Genomic DNA, 19,878 nt, shown 5'->3' with positions numbered 1-19,878 from the left:
TCCTACAATGAAGCTTTAAAAGAAATCTGACTTTCTGTATCTAAATAAGCGAAGCGAGGATGGATCGGTGGTAATGTGCCTTCTGGTGTGATTGCGGTTGAAAACCCTTGCAAGGTCACCCGTAAAATCACCGAAGATGATAAGTACAAATATAAAAGGAATAACAATAAACTACAGCTCACTCGGAGCTGTAGTTTATTGTCTTAAAAAGAGTATGACCAAACGAAAGAACATTTTTGCACAGATTTGTTTAGGGAATAATGCAATAATGTGCTTAAGTGGAATATTTTCAGCCTATTCAGAAAGGAAAGAATAATTATGAAATTGATGTTTATATCAGATATTCACGGCTCACTGCATTGGTTGCAATTGGCACTGGAAAAGTTCAGGGAGGAGAAAGCCGATCGTCTTGTCCTGCTCGGAGATTATATGTACCACGGACCACGTAATCCGTTACCAGAAGGGTATAATCCGGCAGAAGTCGCCGCACTGCTGAATAAGCACAAGTCCCATATTGCGGTTTCTGTGCGCGGAAATTGCGATGCAGAGGTGGATCAGATGCTGCTGGAGTTTCCTATGATGGGTGATTATGCTTTGCTATACCATGAAGGACGGAGAATCTATGTCACGCACGGACATGGCTTTAGTATCGGAAATTTACCACCACTAGAAGCGGGAGATGTGTTTATCCAGGGACATACTCATATTCCGGTAGCGGATGTGGAAAATGGGATCTTTATACTGAACCCCGGTTCGATCTCGCTGCCAAAAGAAAACTATCCATCCTCTTACGGTGTGTTGGAGGGGGCACAATTCACTGTGAAGGATTTTGATGGGAATACAGTGAAAGAAATCACATTTTCAAAGTAATTTACTCCAATGTGAATGTAAATTATTGAAAGTTTTCCGCTTCGATTGAGACAAAGATCATATTATTGTATGATAGGAGCGGAGTCTACATTATGAAAAAGAAAGAGAGCTTCAATACATGCAAATTAAGGATTCACATTATAAGATGCCGCCTGAATGGGCGCCACATGAACGCACGTATATTTCTTGGCCTGTAAAATCTTCAATGGTTTACCCGGATATGCATGCTGATGTATGCAAGGGCTATGCCGGAATTGTACGCGCCATGGCGGAATTTGAACCAGTTACTGTGGTCGTAAATCCGGAAGATTTGGAGAGCGTTAAGACGCTTGAACTTGGGGAACGGGTAGAACTGCTGCCGATTGAGCACAGCGATGCGTGGCTGCGTGATAACGGCCCTACTTTTCTCACAGACGAGCATGGTCAGTTGGCAGGTGTTAACTGGAAGTTTAACGCCTGGGGTGGCAAATACGCCCCATGGGACCTGGATGACCAGGTTGCACCGCAAATTTTGGACCAACTTGGAGTTCCACGGTTTGATGCACCGCTTGTGATGGAAGGCGGCTCACTGCACGTAGACGGCGAAGGCACACTGATTACAACCGAAGAGTGTTTGCTCAATTCCAACCGAAATCCGGAATTAAGCAGAGAAGAAATTGAACGGCATGTATGTGAGTATACAGGTGCCGAGAAGATAATATGGCTAAAACGTGGTCTTAGTGGCGACGAAACAGACGGTCATGTGGACAATATTGCTTGTTTTGCAGCTCCTGGGAAGGTCATTATGCAAGTGTGTGATGATCCTGAGGATGAAAATTACGAAATCACGCAGGAAAACCTGCGCATTCTGGAGCAAGCAACGGATGCCAAAGGCCGTAAGCTAGAAGTGATTCGAATCGGTCAGCCGCCGCGTGTGGATTATGAAGACAGCCGATTGACACTGAGTTATATTAACTTCTATTTTGTGAATGGCGGTATTATTTTGCCAGTGTTCGGCGGCACTGCCGCTGAGAGTGATCTTGCAGCTGAGCAAGTGCTGGCAAATGTATTCCCAGATCGCACCATTCGTACTGTAGACGGTATGGCGGTCATCCGTGAAGGCGGTAACGTGCACTGTACGACCCAGCAGATGCCTGCTGTAAAGCGTTGAACGATACAACATCTAAAAGGAGGACTAAAGTGAGAAAAGTAAAAGTTGCAGCAACTCAAATGAGCTGTTCTACCAATATCGAAGAAAATATTAGTAAAGCAGAGAAGTTAGTACGTGAAGCGGCTGCGCAGGGCGCACAAATTATTTTGCTACAGGAGTTGTTCGAGACTCCATATTTCTGCCAGAAGGAAAAGTCTGATTATTATTCATATGCCACTGAGCTGGAGCACAACAAAGCGGTTAACCATTTTAGGAAAATCGCCAAAGAATTACAGGTTGTGCTGCCAATCAGCTTCTATGAAAAGAAAAACTACGCGCGCTACAACAGTCTTGCCGTCATTGACGCAGACGGTGAAGTGTTAGGTAAATACCGCAAAAGCCACATCCCGGACGGTCCTGGGTATGAGGAAAAATTTTATTTTAATCCGGGCGATACCGGTTTTAAAGTATGGAATACACGTTATGCCAAAATTGGGGTAGGCGTGTGCTGGGACCAATGGTATCCTGAGGCGGCCCGCTGTATGGCGCTCATGGGCGCAGAACTTTTGTTCTATCCGACAGCTATTGGCTCGGAACCGCAGGATTCTGCCATTGATTCCAAGGATCACTGGCAGACTTGCATGCTGGGTCATGCGGCTTCCAACCTGATTCCAGTCATAGCTTCCAATCGGATCGGAACTGAAACGGACGAAGACTCCAGTATTACATTCTACGGTTCATCCTTTATTGCCGGACATCAAGGTAACAAGATCGCAGAAGCGGGTCGTACCGATGAAGAAGTGCTTACTGCTGAATTTGACCTGGATGAGCTGGAAGTAGGACGGATTGAATGGGGCATTTTCCGTGACCGTCGTCCTGAACTGTACAATATGATTGCCACCTATGATGGTGATTTAAAAGTATAATCTTGATACGGATAGACAAGTCTCCCTTGACGTCAAGCCGGGGTGTTTCCTTTCATTGGACTCACCCGGCTTTTCGGGCAGGGGATTTTTGGTTTCTGAATGGAGCACTTCTAGTGATGGATAGGAGGAAAGAAAACAGCAATGAGACATGAGGGGATAGACCAATCATTGTCTGTTTATGAATATTGGGGAGCATCACCCAGAACGGCATACATCTATTGAGGCTTATATTTACGATACCCAGGTGATCGACGAAGGATTTTTCCTTAAATATCTGAATACCTCTCCTAAAGCCTCAGCCTACGCACCTTTATTCAGAAAAAATGGATATGCCACAATGTGTGGGCTGCTGGACAGATATGTTAGGAAAGGGATTTTGGAGCGTGTACCCAATGGTTTCAAAAGAACGGATCGGTAGGTGGATACCGGAATATAAGCATGTTTTTTCACACCAAAGGGACATTCCTCACAGGATTGTTCCTTTTTTATTTTATTTCTAACTCCAGTTAATCTATAGATTGAAACTATGATTTAGTACATAAAATAGCATTAGAATTTATGGATTAGATGATATAAAATCAAGTCATAAGGAATGATCGTACTCAATAACATCTCGATATTCCCAAAAGTGAAATAAATCACATATGAGAATGCTTTAATGGAAGCTTGAACATGAAATTTGTACACTCGCAAGGAGGAAGAACAATGAACCACTATCCTGCTATCTTTGAACCTCTAACCATACGACGCATGACCTTGAAAAATCGGATTGTTATGCCCCCAATGGGAACTAACTTTGCTGCCATGGACGGAAGCTTTGTTCAGGATCATATTGACTATTATGTGCAACGGGCCAAAGGTGGTACCGGCTTGATAACAGTAGAAAATGTTTGTCTGGATTTCCCAATGGGTACAAACGGAACAACCCAGCTGCGTATGGATAACGATCAGTTTATTCCCGGACTGTTTAGATTAACAGAAGCCCTACACTCTTATGGAGCTTGTGTTTCTGTACAAATTAACCATGCGGGTGCTTCAGCTTATGCGGGACGACTGAACGGAATTCAGCCTGTATCTTCTTCCAATATTCCTTCTAAAAAGGGCGGAGCGATTCCAAGACCTTTGCAAAAAGAAGAAATTTACGCCATTGTGCGCAAATACGGAGAAGCAGCGGGAAGAGCGCAACGAGCAGGATTTGACTGTGTTGAAATTCATGCGGGACACTCCTACTTGCTGAGTCAGTTTCTTTCGCCGATGTATAATAAACGCACGGATGAATTTGGCGGCAGTGCAGAAAACCGTACCCGTTTTGCCAGATTAGTCATTGATGAAATTCGTTCAGTGGTAGGCCCATTCTTCCCTATTTGCTTACGTTTTAGCGCGGAAGAGTTCACAGAAGGTGGGAACACACTGGAAGATACACTCGAGTTATTGGAGTATCTTAATGATGAGGTAGATATTTTGAATGTTTCTGCTGCTCTGAATGATTCCATCCAGTTCCAGATTGACGGGATGAACCTGCCAGATGGTTGGCGCTCATATATGGCCAAAGCGGTAAAAGAAAAATTCGGGAAGGTAACGATGACCTCAGGTAATATTCGGAGCCCACAGGCTGCGCAGGATATTTTGGTGAGAGGTGACGCGGATCTTCTGGCAATGGGTAGAGGCTTGATTGCAGAACCGAACTGGGTGCTTAAAGTGCAAAACGGCTACGAACATTTGCTTAGAAAATGTATCTCTTGCAACATTGGTTGTGCCGATCATCGTATCTCCAAAAGTAAACCGATTTGCTGTACGGTAAATCCGGATCTGTTCAAGGAAGCTGAATACCGGAAACAACGTGTTAAGAACAATGTTCATGTTGTTGTGATCGGTGGGGGTACCGCTGGGATGGAAGCAGCATGTACGGCAGCCGAAGTAGGCTGCAAAGTAACCCTCTTTGAGGAGAAACCAGAGTTGGGCGGTTTGGCCCGTGATATTGCCCGCTTGCCAGACAAAACACGCATCAATGATTTCCCTGATTATCTGATTCAACGCACCAAACAGTTAACCAATCTGAACATTGTAACAGGGAGCCGAGCCGATTTGGCGATGATTAGTGCCCTGAATCCTGATATTATTGTCAATGCGACGGGGGCCATACCACTTCTTCCGCCTATTGCAGGTTTGCATGAGCAACTGGGCAAACCGGGGACAAAAGTGTTCTCCATCTTTGATCTTTTGCACAACATGGAGAAATTCCAGGAGTTTGAAGGTAAACGCATTGCTGTAGTTGGTGGCGGGGCTGTGGGACTGGATGTCGTCGAATATTACGCAGAGCGTGGAGCACAAGAGGTTTCCATTATTGAGATGATGCCGCTACTCGGTAAAGATCTGGATATGATTACCCGAATCTCCATGATGAAAATGGTAGAGGAGCGGGAAGTGAACGTCCATACGGAAACAGCTTTGACAGAAGTGTGTAGCGACCGTTTCAAAGTAAAGCATGGAGAACAGGAGTTTGAGATTCCTTTTGATCTTGGATTCGTATGCTTGGGTATGCGTTCATACAGTCCGCTGATGGACAGCTTGCTCGAATATGGTAAAAAACATCAAGTAGAAGTTATTAATATTGGGGATAGTAAACAAGCTCGTCGTATTATTGATGGTACACGTGAAGGTCGCAATATTCTCAAAACCATTCAACGGGTAGACGAATTTAAACATGAGTTTTCGTATTCTTACTGATTTTATAATATAAGTGATGGGTGTTCACGATGGCAACTCAGTGAATATTGAGGTTGAAGAGACAGCTTGTCTTTTCAGCCTTTTTTATTTGAGTTTTTTCTGGAAGAAGATTGATTCCTCTGTCATTTCAAAGGTAAACTATGGAAAGCATATAGTAAGTTAGTAAGTAAGGCTATTTTAACGTGGGGGGATGAGCGTGAATCAACTCTTTAGTGAAATACCGGGTGCCAGCAAGTGGAGCAACGTGGAAGAGATTCATAGAGGCTGGTCCAGTGACAAAAAATATTATATTCGAACCACTGATGGTAGAGACTTGCTGCTAAGAATGGCGGATATGGTTCATTATGATAAAAAGAAACGCGAGTTTGAAGCTGTAAAAAAGCTGAATCACGTGGAGAATCTGTTCATGTCCCGGCCGCTTGAATTTGGGTTTTGTAATGAGGGTCAATCTGTATATTCCTTGTTCACCTGGATCGAAGGGAAAGATGCTGAAGAGATGATCCCCACGTTAGCTGCAGCACAACAGTATCAACTTGGAGTTCAAGCGGGAGATGCATTGAAAAAAATGCATGAGATTCATGCAGAGCCAGATCGAGTCCCATGGGCTGAGCATTATAATGGCAAAATCAACAGGTATATTACAAACTATAAGTCATGCGGTATTTTCTTAAAGGGAGCAGATCAAGCCATAAGCTTTATTGAGCAAAACCGTCATCTATTAGAAAATCGTCCTCAAACATTTCAGCATGGGGATTATCATGTGGGCAATATGGTGGTTACCCCATCTGGTGAACTGGGTATCATCGATTTTAATAGAATGGACTATGGTGATCCTTGGGAAGAATTCAATAGAATTACCTGGTGTGCAGCATTAAGTCCTTTATTCGCTTCGGGCCGAATCCACGGTTATTTTAATAACAATGTACCTGATTTATTTTTTAGATTAATGGCTCTGTATATTGCAAGCAATCAGCTTTCATCGATCCACTGGGCCATTCCATTTGGCAAAGAAGAGGTAGACGATATGGTGCAACGAGCTGAAGAGGTATTGGAGGCATATGATGACTTTCAATCCTATATACCGAAATGGTACCTGCCCAGTTACCGCGACTTGTAAATATGAAGACCGCTGCTCCTGGGAGTGACGGTCTATTTTTTAGCATTCTATTATCGTCACTTTTAGCTTAACGGTAGAACCTTTGGCAGAAACGGAGGAGGCCTTTACGCTGTTACCTTCACTAATGGATTGACCTGCCACCTGGACAGCAATGGCCTAATCGTGCCTACGTGATCGTTGTATACCAAGGTTGCTTGTTGAAACGTAACGATAAACGTTGATGTTGCTGAAGCTGCGAGCGCGTACGTTCCATTGAACATCAGGGATACCACTACCCATAGAATAGCCGATGCTTTCGTCCATATGACTTGAATTTATTTAGTAGAGAGAGGGAAGGGAAAATCTGATGAAAAAAATATATAGCGAACAAGAACTCATAGATATGACGATTAAACTGCTTGAACAAACTTCAATATATGAAGAGCAGTATGAGCAATATGTAAGACGACCTTTCTGTACGGATTTTTATGATGATCTGAGTCCGTATGTGCAAGTGAGCAAGCGGGGTTATACGCTCCAAATGTATGAAAGAGGCATACAGATGCTGAACAAGCTTACGAAAGAGGAAGAGGATGTGATTTATTGGATCATCGAAGATACAATTCACATCATTGCCCATCTGAATCTGCTTCGCAAATATAAAGTGGATAACATAAATACTCATTTAAAATATACAAAGGAGATCATGAAGGAGCTGACAACTTCAATGAACAAAGCATTTTATGAAATTGGAGGAATCTATCAGGAATGGCATGAAGCGAATAGAAGAGCAACACTGGAGAACCCATTAAAGTAAAACAAAACAAGAAACAGTTGACAATCAGTGAGGTGAAATTTACAATTTTATATTAGTGATAATGATTATCAATATCATTAATTTTAAGTATGCTTTGCACTTACTATATTTCAAAGGAGATTTGCAACATGCATCGTATGATGAACAAGAAGTTTCACATGATTTTATGTGCACTATTCGTAGTGATTTTCGTTATTTCAGGTTGTGGGAATGCTGGCAGCTCGTCTGATTCATCTGCTAAATCCGCGTCGTCCACGAAGGAAGAGGTAAGCAGTGATTCTGATACACGTACAGTCTCTACGGTAAAAGGAGATGTGAAGGTGCCCGCTAATCCTCAACGGGTAGTCGTGAACTGGTATGTTGGTGATGTATTTACACTAGGGATTAAGCCGGCCGCAGTCATGGGGTGGAAACAAGAAACGATGCCTTTTTACGATAAGTTTAACGACGTCCCCAATATTGAAAAGTGGGAAACTGAGGAAATTATGAAGTATGATCCTGATCTTATCATTACATATGATACAAAGGATTATGATAAGCTGTCTAAAATTGCGCCTGTTCTTGTGATACCTGAGGATAAAATGACCTCCCTAGAACGTTTGAAATTTCTTGGTCAGGCCACAGGACATGAAGCAGAAGCGGACAAAGTGATTTCACTGTTTGAAAGCAAGCTGAGTCAGGCCAAAGAAAAACTAAATTCCGACATATTCAAGGACAAAACGTTTAGCATTTTCGAGGACTGGGGCAGTGGCTCCTACGGAATTTATTATGAAACAGGCTCACGCGGAGGAACGTTGCTTTACAATTATCTTGGACTTCACAAACCGGAAAAGCTCAACACATTGGTTAAAAACTCCGGAGAGAATCGTGGTTCTTTATCCTACGAGGTAGCTGCTGAATACTTTGGAGATTATGTCCTTTGGTTTAAGCAGGAAGGCAAGGAATCCGAATATGCGAAGACAAAAATCTGGAGCAGCATTCCAGCCGTTAAAAACGGACATATCATCGAAATTCCAGCGAAATATGCAGGACTGTTCTATTATTCGGACGTTGCTAGTATGACGGGACAGCTAGATTATATGATTAGCAAATTGCTGGAACAGACGAAGTAATGATGCATAATTGACCAACTAAGGGTGTAATCGATGTCTACTCACAAAGAACCAAATAAAAAAGGAATATTTCATTTTATAGGCTGCATGATCGTGGGCGTGTTCCTGCTTCTGGTGGTTACCGCAGCATCCATTACCTTTGGTGCTGCTGAAATGAGCTTGAAGCTGGCGTGGGGGGCTATATTTCAGTTTGATCCCTACATTACGGAACATCAGATTATTCACACCTTGCGGTTTCCACGCACCGTGGCAGATATCATGGTAGGGTGTAGCTTGGCTGTGTGTGGGGCGATTATGCAGGGAACCACTCGTAATCCACTAGCGGATTCGGGACTCATTGGCATAAGCTCAGGCTCGACATTTGCTATTGCGTTATGTATGGCCTTTTTGCCTGGTCGCACCTACGGAGAAACCATGCTGTATTCTTGCCTAGGTGCAGCAATCACTACGGGCATTACGTATTACATCGCATCTATAGGCAAGCGAGGCATGACGCCTCAGCGACTGGTACTGGCAGGAATGTCCATCTCCATGCTTTTTGGTGCATTTAGTACGTTTATCGCTATTAAGTATGAGATTGGCCAAGCCCTTGATTACTGGTCTGCTGGTGGTACAGCCAGTGCCAAGTGGGGTGAACTAGCTTTCATTGCTCCACTGTTTGTAGTGGGTTTGGTCTGTGCCATCGCGCTTTCTCCCTCAATTACGATTTTGAGCTTCGGGGAGGATGTAGCATCAGGCTTGGGTATTCGTGCCAATAGGATTAAGTTGTTTTCAACCCTAATTGTATTAATTCTAACAGGATTATCGGTAATTGTGGTCGGTCCTGTTGGCTTCGTGGGTTTGATCGTGCCACACATTATGCGCCATCTGGTCGGAACGGATTATCGGTATATTATCCCGGCCTCAGCTTTGTATGGAGCAGTCTTTCTGTTGGCAGCGGATTTACTTGGACGACTGATCAATCGCCCTCACGAAACACCCCTTGGCATTATTTTTGCCTTGGTGGGCGTACCCTATTTTCTCTACCTTGTGCGCAAGCAAAGGAGGGAGTTTAGTTGAAGCTGTCCCGCAATAGCAGGGGTATTAGCATTATTTTACTGTTAGTAGTGCTGACGCTGTTAGTGGCTATACTCAGTATGAATGTTGGGAAAATGAACCTTTCTCCACTCGAAGTTTTCAAGGTCATCATGGGCGAAGGAACGAGCAAACAGAACCTGATCGTGTTTGACTTTCGACTGCCACGTATTGTGCTTTCTATATTGGTAGGTATTGGCATGGGGATATCAGGCTGTATCATGCAAAGCTTGCTCAAAAACGACATGGCCAGTCCCGGGACACTCGGCATCAGCTCAGGCTCGGGGCTATTTGTACTTATGTATATTACGTTGTTCGCTAGTGAAGGATTGCTATCGCCGATTCTTCTTCCAGGGTTAGCTTTTGCAGGCGGCCTCACGGCAGCTTTCTTGATTTTTATGTTTGCTTTCAGGCGGGGAAGAGACATCTCGCCTACAGGCCTAATTTTAACCGGTGTCGCTATGGGGAGTGGCTACAGCGCATTATCTCTGATGTTGACACTCCGGCTAGACAAGCAACAGTATGACTTTGCTCTGAGATGGCAGGCTGGAGACCTGTGGGGGGACGACTGGAGCTATATTATGGTGCTGCTCCCGTGGGTGTTTATCATCTGTTTTTACGTTTTTTACAGGTCTAACACACTCAATACGTTGAATTTGGGGAATCAGACAGCATCGGGCCTCGGTGTAGCAATTAAAAGGGAGTTTATCGGCTTGACGATTGCTGCCGTTGCGCTCGCTTCTGGTAGCGTGGCACTTGGAGGGAATTTCTTTTTTGTAGGCATGGTCAGTCCCCATCTAGCGCGCAAGCTAGTAGGGCCCAATCATAAGCTATTGCTACCTACGACAGCATTAGTTGGTGCACTCGTCATTTTGATTGCTGACACACTTACTCGGACGATCAGCTTTGGTGCAGATATTCCAACCGGAATTATTATCACCATACTGGTTACCCCTTATTTCCTTTACTTGCTGTCGAAAGCTAGTTAAATGCAGAATAATGAAAAGACGCTAACCCATGTCCATGCAAAATATGGCTGGGTTAACGTCTTTTTTCGCGTTACTACTTAGGTCTCCTTGCGGAAAGATAATTCTTTCTCGCATTCTGTTAGGATTTCCGGCCTTCGTGTCGGAGGGGATTGTAAATAAAGCCTAATCCTTGCCATAATTCAAACCAAAGTGATAAGCTTGGTCCAGCAGCATTACAAAATGACCGGAATTTGAACTCAGGGTCTCATCTAAGAATTCAACCTTGGAATTGGAAACTCCGCAATAATCTGCAATTCCCACATTCAGCAAATGAGTAATCATTTCATCATAGTTACGCTTTTTCAACTGTTCTTTCGAAACGCCGGCCAAGCCAAGCCACAAGATATGCTGATGATGCAGGTGATTCGAACCGTACGCAAACCCATTGTTCCATACACGGTCAATATAACCCTTCAGCATAGCTGGCAAATTCCACCACCAAAGTGGAAAAATAAATGCCAATGCATCATGCTCCTTCATCCGCCTTATTTCCATTTCTACTTCAGGGGAAAAGGACTGTTCCGCAACTGTCAAATCCGGTTCATCTACTCCTTTTAAAATAGGATCAAAACCAATCCCATGCAAATCTAATATCTCATAATCGTGGCCTGCATCGGCAAGACCCTGTACGAAACGATCAGCAACCTTAAAGGTCAAGGAATCTTTTCTCGGGTGTGAAACAACGGTTAATACTTTCATGCTTCTTCACTACCTTTCTCAATAGCTTACTTCTAGGAATGCTCAATGCTTGATGCTATTATATACAGTAGGAAAATAATCTGGAAGTACGCACTTCTAAGTTCTATAGGATGATACAGGTGCCATAGGAACATGGAAGTGCCCTAGGTAGATTCCCTAGAAACTGATCTGAGTAATGAATTGAAGTGATGGGTTGTTCTGAGCAAACGAAGCCTTCTAAAGGAGGATTAAGAAATGACTGAACAGACAAAAAATAGGGTTCAAAAGAAGTATCAAGTTGGAGTGGAAGCGGCTTTAGAGGTGATGGGAGGGAAATGGAAGCCTTTAATTATCTACCATCTGATGACAGGACGGAAACGAACGTCTGAGTTTCGTCGGTTAATACCCGGCATTACACAAAAAATGCTGACCACTCAGCTCAGAGGCCTAGAAAAGGATGAGATCGTTACACGAAAGGTTTATAATGAAATCCCTCCTAAAGTAGAGTATGAGTTAACGGACTACGGCTGGGGATTAAAACCCGCGCTAGACCATTTATGCTACTGGGGAGAGGATCACCTGGATAAGATTCATGGAGACAAATTCAAGGTTTTGGAAGAATTCTAAGGCTGCTGTATAGAGTAACTTTAAGCTGATATTAAGCCCTCACAAAGTATTCAATTAGAATAGCTTGCGAGGGCTTAACTATCGCAGGGTAATATAACAGACTAACTGTCGGTCATTCCGTTATCATAACTTAATTGCCATTCAATTCCGAACTTATCTTTAAGGCTACCGTAACATTTGCTCCAGAATGTTTCTTGAAGTTCCATGTTTACGGTTCCTCCTTCTTTTAATTTATGAAAGTACGATCGAATTTTCTCTTCGTCCTTATTGACGATGGCGAGGCTGATGTTGTTTCCGGTTACGAATGGCATACCAGGAAAAACGTCTGAAAACATGACATTACTACCATCAATTTGAAGCCGCGTGTGCATGACCAGATTTTTGGCTTCTTCTTGTAGAGGATAATCAGGATTGGGCGGTGCTTCACCGAACGTCATAATTTGTGGTTTCTCAGTCCCAAATGCCTCTGCGTAAAACTCCGCTGCTTCACGACAGTTTCCATTAAAGTTAAGATAAACATCAACAGACATGTGTTTCACTCCTTTAAGAATCATTATTTTTCCATACTATATGGCCTTATCTCATTATTAACCTGTAAACTAACAAAAATACAGTAAGATCCGTTTTGCGAAAGTATTTGCGGCTTAACATGTTCAATTTTTAAAACAAATGGGCATTATATTCAAAGTAATGGTATGATAGCTTAGTTAAATCTGAACGACTAGTAATGGAGTGATCATATGGGTGGAAAAAGCAAGGGCGGCGGGACCGGCAGAGGCACAGGTAGTAAGGGATGGACACGCTGGAACAAAACTGCGAAGCCAGTAAGGACAAAAAGCGCTTCTACAAGCGCACCGGGAAGCAAAGCGGCAGGTGGCACAAAAGGCGGCACTGCCAAACCAACAAGGAATAAAAACGGCGGCAACAGTAGCAAATAAGCCGGGAAAGTATAAGTTGTCGTAAACGGCGAACATCTGATTAAGCAAGAACAATCAGGTGTTTTTTTAATTATTTTATTTAAACTCACATATTATAATCAGAAGCAGGTGAATCGTGAGAATTAACAAGTACATCAGTGAGACAGGATTCTGCTCACGTCGGGAAACCAACAGACTGATTGCAGCAGGACGAATTACGATTAATGGCATTGTCTGTGAAGCGGGCGCGGAAGTAGAGCCACAGGATATCGTGCTGATTGATGGGGAAGTTATTCCGTATAATTCCAGTGAACCTGTATATTTGGCTCTGAATAAGCCTATAGGCATTGTTTGTACCGCAGCAGAACAGGTTGCTGGTAATATTATTAGTTATGTTAACTACCCTTCGCGGATTTTTGCCATTGGCAGGCTGGACAAAGCGTCAGAGGGACTCATTCTATTAACCAACGATGGAAGCATTGTCAATCAAATGATGCGTTCCGAGCATGGTCATGAGAAGGAATATGTAGTAACTGTAGACAAACCTGTTACAAACGAGTTTACGCAGGCTATGTCTTGTGGCGTTGAAATATTGAACGTTATTACCAAACCGTGCAAGGTTGATCGTACAAGCGAATACGAGTTCCGCATTATTTTGACGCAGGGTCTGAACTTGCAAATTCGCAGAATGTGTAAGGCCTTGGGGTACAGGGTGCTCAAGTTGGAACGTGTTCGAATTATGAATATTACCTTGGATCATCTGGAACGTGGGCAATGGAGACATCTTGAGAGGGAGGAACTGGAGTTGCTTCTTGCTAAATTGCAATAATGAGTACAACAAAAGTTTATTTGAAGGACAGTATGTTCATACGGCCAACGCAACTTTAGTGATACTTTTTACGAAATTTTAGCGAGCCGCCTACCTTACCCACCAGCCATAGCACAATAGGAAACACGATACCGAAAATCATGGCGTAAAAAGGCCATACTGAAAAAAACTTGGTTAAAAATTGCATATTTGGCCAAATAGAGTGAACCATTGCCAATGCGATTAGGATCAGAGGAACTAAGAGAGAGTTAGCGCTTCGAAGACGAAAAGCATCTGCAAGCCCTTGCGCTGAAACATATAAAAGTAGTGCGAGTCGAAAAAATATGGTGACAAACCAGAACACTGCAACAACAATTTCAAACCGTTGAAGAAACTCCCCGTTACTGATTGTTCGGCTAATAAAATAAGTGGGAAATGTCAAATTAGATACAACACCTTCACTCATCACGGCGATTATTTGTAGAACCATGAAAAAATACATGCCGCCGCTAATCAATGCAGAGGTAATCACTGTCTTTCTCCACTTTTTTGGATCGGGGATGTACTGTGCAAAAAAAAGATACAGAATTGCTTCAAGGTAGGGAAAGGCAAACAAATTGAACGAAGCGAGAACGATAGGGTTCAAACCATACTCGAAAATAGGGAGCACATTATCTATGTTGGTATCAGGAAGGAGGGTAATCCTGACCAAAAGATACAGAGCAAGAAGGAAGAAAAACAGGATTTCCGCGCAACGGCCAATTACAGCAGGGCCTGATCGAACGGCGAAATAAATGACTATTAGCATGATGAAATATATCGCTTCGGAGGGAGTTTCCGGCATAATAGCTATCGTGATAAAGTCGCCCAGATTTCGAAGTGTCATAATGAACACAAGAAAGGGAAACAAAAAAATGAAAACGATGCTGATCGTCCCGCCCAAGGGACCGAAGAGGCAACGGAGATGCTCTACAAAAGATTTCCCCTGTATTTGCCTAGCGATGGAGGCATATAAAGGTATCAATAACAGATGGAAACCTAAGGAGACTGGAATGGAGAGCCAGGCATCTTGTTTAGCGACAGCGGTAATTGCCGCTGGGAGTACCAGATATGCGCTTCCTATTTGATATAATGCAAACCACATAATAGCTTGTCGAACGGTCAGGTTGGAATTCATCCCAATGCCTCCTTAAGATAATATTTCAGTAAGTAACCGGCTTATCGGTTGAAATAGGATTTGGATGCCCGTCAGTGGAGTCGGCAGTTTAATATTGGCGATCCGTAGGATAATCAATATAACGCCTATAATCAACAATATCGAGCTGAATACAATTTCACGCACATATTGTTTCGCCTTAAATTTTTTAAACTCATACAACGATGTTAAAATGGAAGTTACGAGAATCACATAAAGCATATGCATTCACTCCTGATTGTGTATTCCCATATCAATTGGACTGGTAATGTCTCCGAACCGGACTAAACGATAGTTGAGCTGAATATCCACTTTAAGCGTTTGAAATTTTTGTGGCCAATCCTCTTTCCATCTATGCCATTCACGTGGGAACTTGCGGTGAAAAGCTTCTCCAAACCCGAATATATCGGAACCGATTTGTTGTGCGTGCGAAATGCCTTTCTTCAAAGACTGTTGCAGATGCTCTTTAGCTGATTCTTGAAGATCTCTAAATGTCTCTTCATTCTTAGGGTTGGCATTGCACGAGATCGTTCCGATATTGGATTCTGTATCCACAATAAGAGAAATGTGCGGCTCATGGTCTATTATTTCTGGACGCATCTTTACTTTGGAACGGATTACTTCAACAACAAATTTCCCTTTGGAATTCGGACAATCGATGGAAGCTACGGTGCTGGAAACACGGTTGGATATATATGTAAAGGCTTTACTTTGTGAATCATCCATCCAATTGATAAGTCGGTCGCCCTTGAAAACACCAACTCCAGTAAAAAAATATTTAACATGTTGGGGCGACTTTGTCACATTATCAATAGTTAGACCTTTTTCTACGTTTGTCAGTCGAATACCGGTGAGAACCGGTTCAATGCCATCCTCTGTAAATTTCTCTAAAATATCTTTCACATTGACCGCGGAAGTTGGAGCCCATGCTTTTTCAGAAAGCCTTAATGCCTTATACATATCCATTGCAGGCAAGATCTCGGTTGGAGCTACAAAAGTAACGGCCTCCTTTGCCGAGTTTCCTCTGACAACGGCCAAATAGAAATCAGGTCGAACTTCATGATCACGGAACAGAAAGTCCAGCGGCTCCTTGATTCCTTTTTTTGCCGTTTTCTCATCAAAAATGACAAACTTTAAGTGAGACATATACATTTTTCGGGACGATTCCGTTGTTAATTTTCGAATAGCTTCAAATATGGTATCGGCGCGCTTGGAAAAAACGATCGTTGGCGTCCGTTCCATGGGGGAATTCTGCGACATTTTCGATGGGTCAACCACTTGTAAACTGACTTCATATTGGTCATCAACGGCATCAATGCCCAGAGCCATCACGACGGAAATTGCACTCAATTCCTTACTGTTCCAGCAACCCGTAAGAAACACCATTAGCCAGATGCACATAAACAGTAATAAAATGGTGGATCGATACGAGTTCATGATGGTTTACTCCTTTAGTTTTTACGATGTTTTTTAGTTCTATATGGAAAACGCAATATGGCGTCCCTCTGCTCCGACGATTTGTAATTGGCAAAGGGGCTCAAATACGGTACACCGAATGAATGAAGCCCATTCAGATGTACAAAGAGCATGAGAATACCAACAGTCAATCCGTACACACCAAACATAGCGGCTATGCCTATGAAAGCGAAACGTAATATCCGGATTGGAATAGCAAAAGTGTACGAGGGAATGACAAAGCTCGAAATGGCAGTTATTGCAACAACAATGACCATAACAGCCGAAACGATGTTTGCTTCTACAGCTGCTTGGCCGATCACTATTGACCCGACAATAGAAACGGCTTGACCGACCGTCCGTGGCATACGAAGACCTGCCTCCCTCAGAATTTCAAAAACCACTTCCATGATCATCGCCTCAATAAATGCTGGAAACGGTACTCCTTCACGTTGCGCGGATAAGCTTAATAACAAAACGGTTGGAATCATATCCTGATGGAATGTCGTTAATGCGACATAAATGGCCGGAGCCAACATACAGATTGCCAGGCAAATGTACCTTAATATTCGAATGATACTACTGTAAACAAAGGATTGATAATAGTCTTCTGCGGATTGAAGGAAATCTGCAAACACCGCAGGTGCAAGGATGGCGAAGGGAGATCCATCCACAAATATCGCTATTTTCCCCTCCATAATTCCTGCTGCAATAGAGTCTGGGCGATCAGAATTATAAAAGAGCGGAAATATCGTGAATTGTTTATCTTCATGGAGACATTCTTCCAAATATTCGCTTTCAAGCACGCCTTCCACATGCATGTTCTTTAACTTGGATATCATGTCCTGCACCTTTTTTGGGTCAGCGATCCCATGTAAATACATGACCGATATATCGGTCTTAGTTTTTTTGCCAACTTTTAGGGTAGTTAGACGTACTCTTGTATCCTTCACCCTTCGACGAACCATAGTCGTATTCGTACGTAAAGTTTCTGTAAACGCTTCTTGCGGACCTCTGACCACTGGCTGTGTCTTCGAGTCCGAAATGCTGCGTTCTTCCCATCCAGGCAAAGAAATGATCAATCCTTCATCCATATCGTTCAGGAGTAGGAGAAGACCACCGGAGAGGATCTGTTCCAAGGCATCTTCAAAGTTTTGAGTAAAGTTTGCTTCACCAATGTCCAAAATTGCGTTTTTCAATAACGGTAAAGTGATCTCGTCAGAGGAGACACGATCATGCAACGGACGGATCACGTTATCCTGTACCTTTTGCATGTCAGTCATGCCGTCCAAATAAAAAAGAGCAGCGTGTTTATGGCCAGTCGTGATCTCACGAACAACAAAATCCGAACTGTTTCCCATGAAGTCACAAATGAGATCAATATTCTGGCATAATTGTCTTGAAAATTTGGTATGTAACTTCATTTTCACCCTCCTCAGATACGTAGTATTAACAATAATCCAAAATAATACCACAATAATCCATAATTGCGTTGTTGTCGGTAAGGTCAATGACATCTTCAACGGTGGAGGATAAAGGCTATTCTCTTTCTTTGAAGGCTTGGTATGATGAGGAAAAGCAAAAATGATGGGATAACGTGACTACGAAGGATACAATATCTGCAATAACATACTATATGCTATTTATCTTAAGATGTAATATTTCATGAGAATACGCTAAAAGGAGTTTTCCTTATGAATATTACATCAGTTTTAATTTATTGTTTTATTGCTACCTTCACACCAGGCCCTACCAATATCGTCATATTATCCACAGTGCATCATTTTGGAGCAAAAAAGGCAATGAAATATACGTTTGGAGCATTTGAGTATATGTCACATCTAAAGTGAGGAGGAGGGAGTATGTTTAAATAGGCTACAGATGACTATCCTTTTTTGGAATAGTTTACTTGTGTAGTATAATATTTTTGAAGGATATTCTATCAATTCATTTAAACATCCAAATAGAGAGGTAGTTGATCATGCTATTCATTACAAAAAAAACGATCAATAAGCTAGCAGAACCTTATAGAGAATCTGACATGCTTATCTGCTATTCAACTCCACAAAGCTTTTCGGCATATACAAGTCGAGCCATATTACTCTTAAATAATGATAGGATTATTATCCTTTTCCTCAATCTATTTTCCACAAAAGTAGTACAAAAAGTTGAATATGAAGTTGCTGATTTACAAGAACAAAAATATCATTCTGGACACCTGTCTTCTGCAATATGGTCATTTAAAATCAAAGGCCAGCATTGTAGGTTTAGGATAATCAAAAAAATTCTTACTCTTGGCTCTATGCAAAGAGATTTTCTGAATTTCTTGCAACAAAATAATTTAAACTAGCGACCGAGTAGATCGGTAATTTCTGTCTGCCTAAGGCGGGGCACCGTAAGTACTTTATGGGGATAAGTGATGAAGGTAATATTCGGTGTTTTTTTGTTATATATCATTGAGGGGAGGAATTCTACATGAACGAACAACTCATAAAAAGCGATGGAATAGAAATCTGTAGTGAGAGTTTCGGCGAGCAAGTTAACCCGGCAATATTACTGATTATGGGGGCTCAATCCTCATTGGTCTGGTGGGAGCAAGAATTTTGTCAGCGTTTAGCTGAGACAGGTCGCTTTGTCATTCGCTATGATAACCGAGATGTTGGACGTTCTACAACCTATGAACCTGGTCAACCGGACTATACCTTCGAAGACATGGCAGATGATGCGATTCGAGTATTAGATGCTTATAAGATTGAGCAAGCGCATATCGTAGGGATGTCTATGGGCGGTATGCTGACTCAGTTGATAGCTCTACGACATCCAGACAGAGTATTAACCGTGACTCTTTTAGCAACGTCAAATTTTGCTTCCGATCTTCCACCGATGGAGAAAAAGGTTATGGACTATTTCTCGAATATGGGAGCAATAGATTGGTCGAACGAACAATCGGTGGTCGATTTTGTGGTGGGTAGATCAAGAATTTTAGTCGGTTCAAAGCATCCTTTCAATGAGAAAAAGGTTTATCAATTAGCAAAAGAAGAATGGAAAAGAAGCAACAATATGGCCAGTATGAATAATCACGCTATGCTGTCAGGCGGAGAATCCTATTTGGCTAGAACAGGGGAAATAAACGTTCCTACACTGGTTATACACGGTACTGAAGATTCGATTATCCCTTATGAACACGGAATAAATCTTGCTAAAGCAATTCCGCGTGCGGTTTTACTGACATTGGAAGGTGCCGGGCATGAGCTTCACTATGACGACTGGGATTTAATAATCGATTCTATCTCAAAACACACTTCGATACTCAATTAGGTCAGCTGATGTGTAGGATAGCTGAATAAAGCCGTTTACGAGAGAAGCAATCTTCCTGAATAAAAAGGCAATCTCCTTTTTTAAGGGGATTGCCTTTTGCT

At 42.5% G+C, this 19,878-nt stretch carries 21 protein-coding genes and 1 pseudogene; 15 read left to right on the top strand and 7 right to left on the bottom strand.

Annotated features, from left to right (window positions below):
• The first annotated feature begins 318 nt into the window (after window positions 1-318).
• From yfcE to MKY16_RS25820, 5 genes are all read left to right on the top strand, one after another.
• Window positions 319-870, top strand: coding sequence for a phosphodiesterase (gene yfcE, locus MKY16_RS25840; protein WP_340957764.1), 552 nt, complete (start codon window positions 319-321; stop codon window positions 868-870).
• Between the two features lie 118 nt (window positions 871-988).
• Window positions 989-2,020, top strand: a complete 1,032-nt coding sequence (locus tag MKY16_RS25835) for an agmatine deiminase family protein (RefSeq protein ID WP_322252588.1) — start codon at window positions 989-991, stop codon at window positions 2,018-2,020.
• 29 nt (window positions 2,021-2,049) lie between these two features.
• Window positions 2,050-2,925 (top strand): N-carbamoylputrescine amidase, encoded by an 876-nt coding sequence (gene aguB, locus MKY16_RS25830; RefSeq protein ID WP_029515101.1) that lies wholly within the window; start codon window positions 2,050-2,052, stop codon window positions 2,923-2,925.
• Window positions 2,926-3,630: 705 nt separating this feature from the next.
• Window positions 3,631-5,652 carry an NAD(P)/FAD-dependent oxidoreductase gene (locus MKY16_RS25825; RefSeq protein ID WP_340932121.1) on the top strand — a complete coding sequence of 674 codons (2,022 nt, stop codon included), beginning with the start codon at window positions 3,631-3,633 and terminating at the stop codon, window positions 5,650-5,652.
• 196 nt (window positions 5,653-5,848) lie between these two features.
• A complete protein-coding gene (locus MKY16_RS25820; protein WP_340957762.1) occupies window positions 5,849-6,769 on the top strand; it encodes an aminoglycoside phosphotransferase family protein in 921 nt (306 codons plus the stop codon).
• 104 nt (window positions 6,770-6,873) lie between these two features.
• Here the strand turns inward: MKY16_RS25820 and MKY16_RS25815 are convergent, their stop codons facing one another.
• Entirely contained in the window at window positions 6,874-7,029 is a 156-nt protein-coding gene (locus MKY16_RS25815; protein ID WP_245231687.1) for a hypothetical protein, read from the bottom strand.
• Between the two features lie 86 nt (window positions 7,030-7,115).
• Between MKY16_RS25815 and MKY16_RS25810 the strand changes: the two genes are divergently transcribed.
• The 4 genes from MKY16_RS25810 (at window position 7,116) to MKY16_RS25795 (ending at window position 10,740) form a co-directional block, all read left to right on the top strand.
• Complete coding sequence (locus tag MKY16_RS25810; protein ID WP_029515094.1) at window positions 7,116-7,565, top strand: Imm63 family immunity protein; 450 nt, start codon at window positions 7,116-7,118, stop codon at window positions 7,563-7,565.
• A 128-nt stretch (window positions 7,566-7,693) separates the two neighbouring features.
• Window positions 7,694-8,677, top strand: a complete 984-nt coding sequence (locus MKY16_RS25805; RefSeq protein ID WP_029515092.1) for an ABC transporter substrate-binding protein — start codon at window positions 7,694-7,696, stop codon at window positions 8,675-8,677.
• A 33-nt stretch (window positions 8,678-8,710) separates the two neighbouring features.
• Complete coding sequence (locus tag MKY16_RS25800) at window positions 8,711-9,736, top strand: FecCD family ABC transporter permease (protein WP_069011182.1); 1,026 nt, start codon at window positions 8,711-8,713, stop codon at window positions 9,734-9,736.
• Window positions 9,733-10,740 (top strand): FecCD family ABC transporter permease, encoded by a 1,008-nt coding sequence (locus MKY16_RS25795; protein ID WP_029515089.1) that lies wholly within the window; start codon window positions 9,733-9,735, stop codon window positions 10,738-10,740. Before MKY16_RS25800 ends, MKY16_RS25795 begins: the two co-directional genes overlap by 4 nt.
• A gap of 162 nt (window positions 10,741-10,902) precedes the next feature.
• Here the strand turns inward: MKY16_RS25795 and MKY16_RS25790 are convergent, their stop codons facing one another.
• Window positions 10,903-11,478, bottom strand: a complete 576-nt coding sequence (locus MKY16_RS25790; protein ID WP_029515088.1) for an NAD(P)H oxidoreductase — start codon at window positions 11,476-11,478, stop codon at window positions 10,903-10,905.
• Between the two features lie 234 nt (window positions 11,479-11,712).
• Between MKY16_RS25790 and MKY16_RS25785 the strand changes: the two genes are divergently transcribed.
• Window positions 11,713-12,084 (top strand): winged helix-turn-helix transcriptional regulator, encoded by a 372-nt coding sequence (locus tag MKY16_RS25785; RefSeq protein ID WP_029515086.1) that lies wholly within the window; start codon window positions 11,713-11,715, stop codon window positions 12,082-12,084.
• A 101-nt stretch (window positions 12,085-12,185) separates the two neighbouring features.
• Here MKY16_RS25785 and MKY16_RS25780 read toward each other — a convergent pair whose 3' ends face one another.
• Window positions 12,186-12,614, bottom strand: a complete 429-nt coding sequence (locus tag MKY16_RS25780) for a VOC family protein (RefSeq protein WP_340957759.1) — start codon at window positions 12,612-12,614, stop codon at window positions 12,186-12,188.
• A gap of 210 nt (window positions 12,615-12,824) precedes the next feature.
• On the opposite strand from MKY16_RS25780, the gene MKY16_RS25775 reads away from it, so the two are divergent.
• Together MKY16_RS25775 and MKY16_RS25770 are read left to right on the top strand one after the other, a co-directional pair.
• Entirely contained in the window at window positions 12,825-13,022 is a 198-nt protein-coding gene (locus MKY16_RS25775; protein WP_029515083.1) for a DUF3934 family protein, read from the top strand.
• Between the two features lie 115 nt (window positions 13,023-13,137).
• Entirely contained in the window at window positions 13,138-13,830 is a 693-nt protein-coding gene (locus MKY16_RS25770; RefSeq protein ID WP_029515081.1) for a pseudouridine synthase, read from the top strand.
• Window positions 13,831-13,885: 55 nt separating this feature from the next.
• On the opposite strand, the gene MKY16_RS25765 is transcribed toward MKY16_RS25770, so the two are convergent.
• The 4 genes from MKY16_RS25765 to MKY16_RS25750 are packed head-to-tail and all read right to left on the bottom strand — an operon-like array spanning window position 13,886 to window position 17,883.
• A complete protein-coding gene (locus MKY16_RS25765; RefSeq protein ID WP_340957757.1) occupies window positions 13,886-14,986 on the bottom strand; it encodes a GerAB/ArcD/ProY family transporter in 1,101 nt (366 codons plus the stop codon).
• 12 nt (window positions 14,987-14,998) lie between these two features.
• On the bottom strand, window positions 14,999-15,226 hold the full coding sequence (locus tag MKY16_RS25760) for a hypothetical protein (protein ID WP_029515077.1): 228 nt from the start codon (window positions 15,224-15,226) through the stop codon (window positions 14,999-15,001).
• Between the two features lie 6 nt (window positions 15,227-15,232).
• Window positions 15,233-16,441 carry a Ger(x)C family spore germination protein gene (locus tag MKY16_RS25755; RefSeq protein ID WP_318628355.1) on the bottom strand — a complete coding sequence of 403 codons (1,209 nt, stop codon included), beginning with the start codon at window positions 16,439-16,441 and terminating at the stop codon, window positions 15,233-15,235.
• Between the two features lie 14 nt (window positions 16,442-16,455).
• Window positions 16,456-17,883: a spore germination protein gene (locus tag MKY16_RS25750; RefSeq protein WP_340932127.1), complete on the bottom strand. Its 1,428-nt coding sequence runs from the start codon at window positions 17,881-17,883 to the stop codon at window positions 16,456-16,458.
• 270 nt (window positions 17,884-18,153) lie between these two features.
• Between MKY16_RS25750 and MKY16_RS25745 the strand changes: the two are divergent.
• The 3 genes and pseudogenes from MKY16_RS25745 to MKY16_RS25735 all read left to right on the top strand — a co-directional run.
• Window positions 18,154-18,282: pseudogene (locus tag MKY16_RS25745) on the top strand (LysE family translocator); the annotation flags it as partial.
• Between the two features lie 158 nt (window positions 18,283-18,440).
• Entirely contained in the window at window positions 18,441-18,809 is a 369-nt protein-coding gene (locus tag MKY16_RS25740; protein WP_165150101.1) for a hypothetical protein, read from the top strand.
• A gap of 125 nt (window positions 18,810-18,934) precedes the next feature.
• Complete coding sequence (locus tag MKY16_RS25735) at window positions 18,935-19,777, top strand: alpha/beta fold hydrolase (RefSeq protein WP_340957756.1); 843 nt, start codon at window positions 18,935-18,937, stop codon at window positions 19,775-19,777.
• Window positions 19,778-19,878 lie beyond the last annotated feature (101 nt).

Origin of the sequence: Paenibacillus sp. FSL L8-0641 (genome assembly GCF_038006265.1) — a bacterium.
Taxonomy (GTDB): domain Bacteria; phylum Bacillota; class Bacilli; order Paenibacillales; family Paenibacillaceae; genus Paenibacillus; species Paenibacillus polymyxa_D.
Note: the sequence above shows the minus strand (reverse complement) of the source record. Positions and strands in the feature narration are given on the sequence as shown.

Bases quoted from the DNA above. Each gene is read 5' to 3' on its own strand.
- yfcE (WP_340957764.1), top strand. From the start codon at position 319: ATGAAATTGATGTTTATATCAGATATTCACGGCTCACTGCATTGGTTG.
- MKY16_RS25835 (WP_322252588.1), top strand. From the start codon at position 989: ATGCAAATTAAGGATTCACATTATAAGATGCCGCCTGAATGGGCGCCA.
- MKY16_RS25825 (WP_340932121.1), top strand. From the start codon at position 3,631: ATGAACCACTATCCTGCTATCTTTGAACCTCTAACCATACGACGCATG.
- MKY16_RS25815 (WP_245231687.1), bottom strand. From the start codon at position 7,029: ATGTTCAATGGAACGTACGCGCTCGCAGCTTCAGCAACATCAACGTTT.
- MKY16_RS25810 (WP_029515094.1), top strand. From the start codon at position 7,116: ATGAAAAAAATATATAGCGAACAAGAACTCATAGATATGACGATTAAA.
- MKY16_RS25805 (WP_029515092.1), top strand. From the start codon at position 7,694: ATGCATCGTATGATGAACAAGAAGTTTCACATGATTTTATGTGCACTA.
- MKY16_RS25800 (WP_069011182.1), top strand. From the start codon at position 8,711: ATGTCTACTCACAAAGAACCAAATAAAAAAGGAATATTTCATTTTATA.
- MKY16_RS25790 (WP_029515088.1), bottom strand. From the start codon at position 11,478: ATGAAAGTATTAACCGTTGTTTCACACCCGAGAAAAGATTCCTTGACC.
- MKY16_RS25785 (WP_029515086.1), top strand. From the start codon at position 11,713: ATGACTGAACAGACAAAAAATAGGGTTCAAAAGAAGTATCAAGTTGGA.
- MKY16_RS25780 (WP_340957759.1), bottom strand. From the start codon at position 12,614: ATGTCTGTTGATGTTTATCTTAACTTTAATGGAAACTGTCGTGAAGCA.
- MKY16_RS25775 (WP_029515083.1), top strand. From the start codon at position 12,825: ATGGGTGGAAAAAGCAAGGGCGGCGGGACCGGCAGAGGCACAGGTAGT.
- MKY16_RS25765 (WP_340957757.1), bottom strand. From the start codon at position 14,986: ATGAATTCCAACCTGACCGTTCGACAAGCTATTATGTGGTTTGCATTA.
- MKY16_RS25760 (WP_029515077.1), bottom strand. From the start codon at position 15,226: ATGCTTTATGTGATTCTCGTAACTTCCATTTTAACATCGTTGTATGAG.
- MKY16_RS25755 (WP_318628355.1), bottom strand. From the start codon at position 16,441: ATGAACTCGTATCGATCCACCATTTTATTACTGTTTATGTGCATCTGG.
- MKY16_RS25750 (WP_340932127.1), bottom strand. From the start codon at position 17,883: ATGAAGTTACATACCAAATTTTCAAGACAATTATGCCAGAATATTGAT.
- MKY16_RS25740 (WP_165150101.1), top strand. From the start codon at position 18,441: ATGCTATTCATTACAAAAAAAACGATCAATAAGCTAGCAGAACCTTAT.
- MKY16_RS25735 (WP_340957756.1), top strand. From the start codon at position 18,935: ATGAACGAACAACTCATAAAAAGCGATGGAATAGAAATCTGTAGTGAG.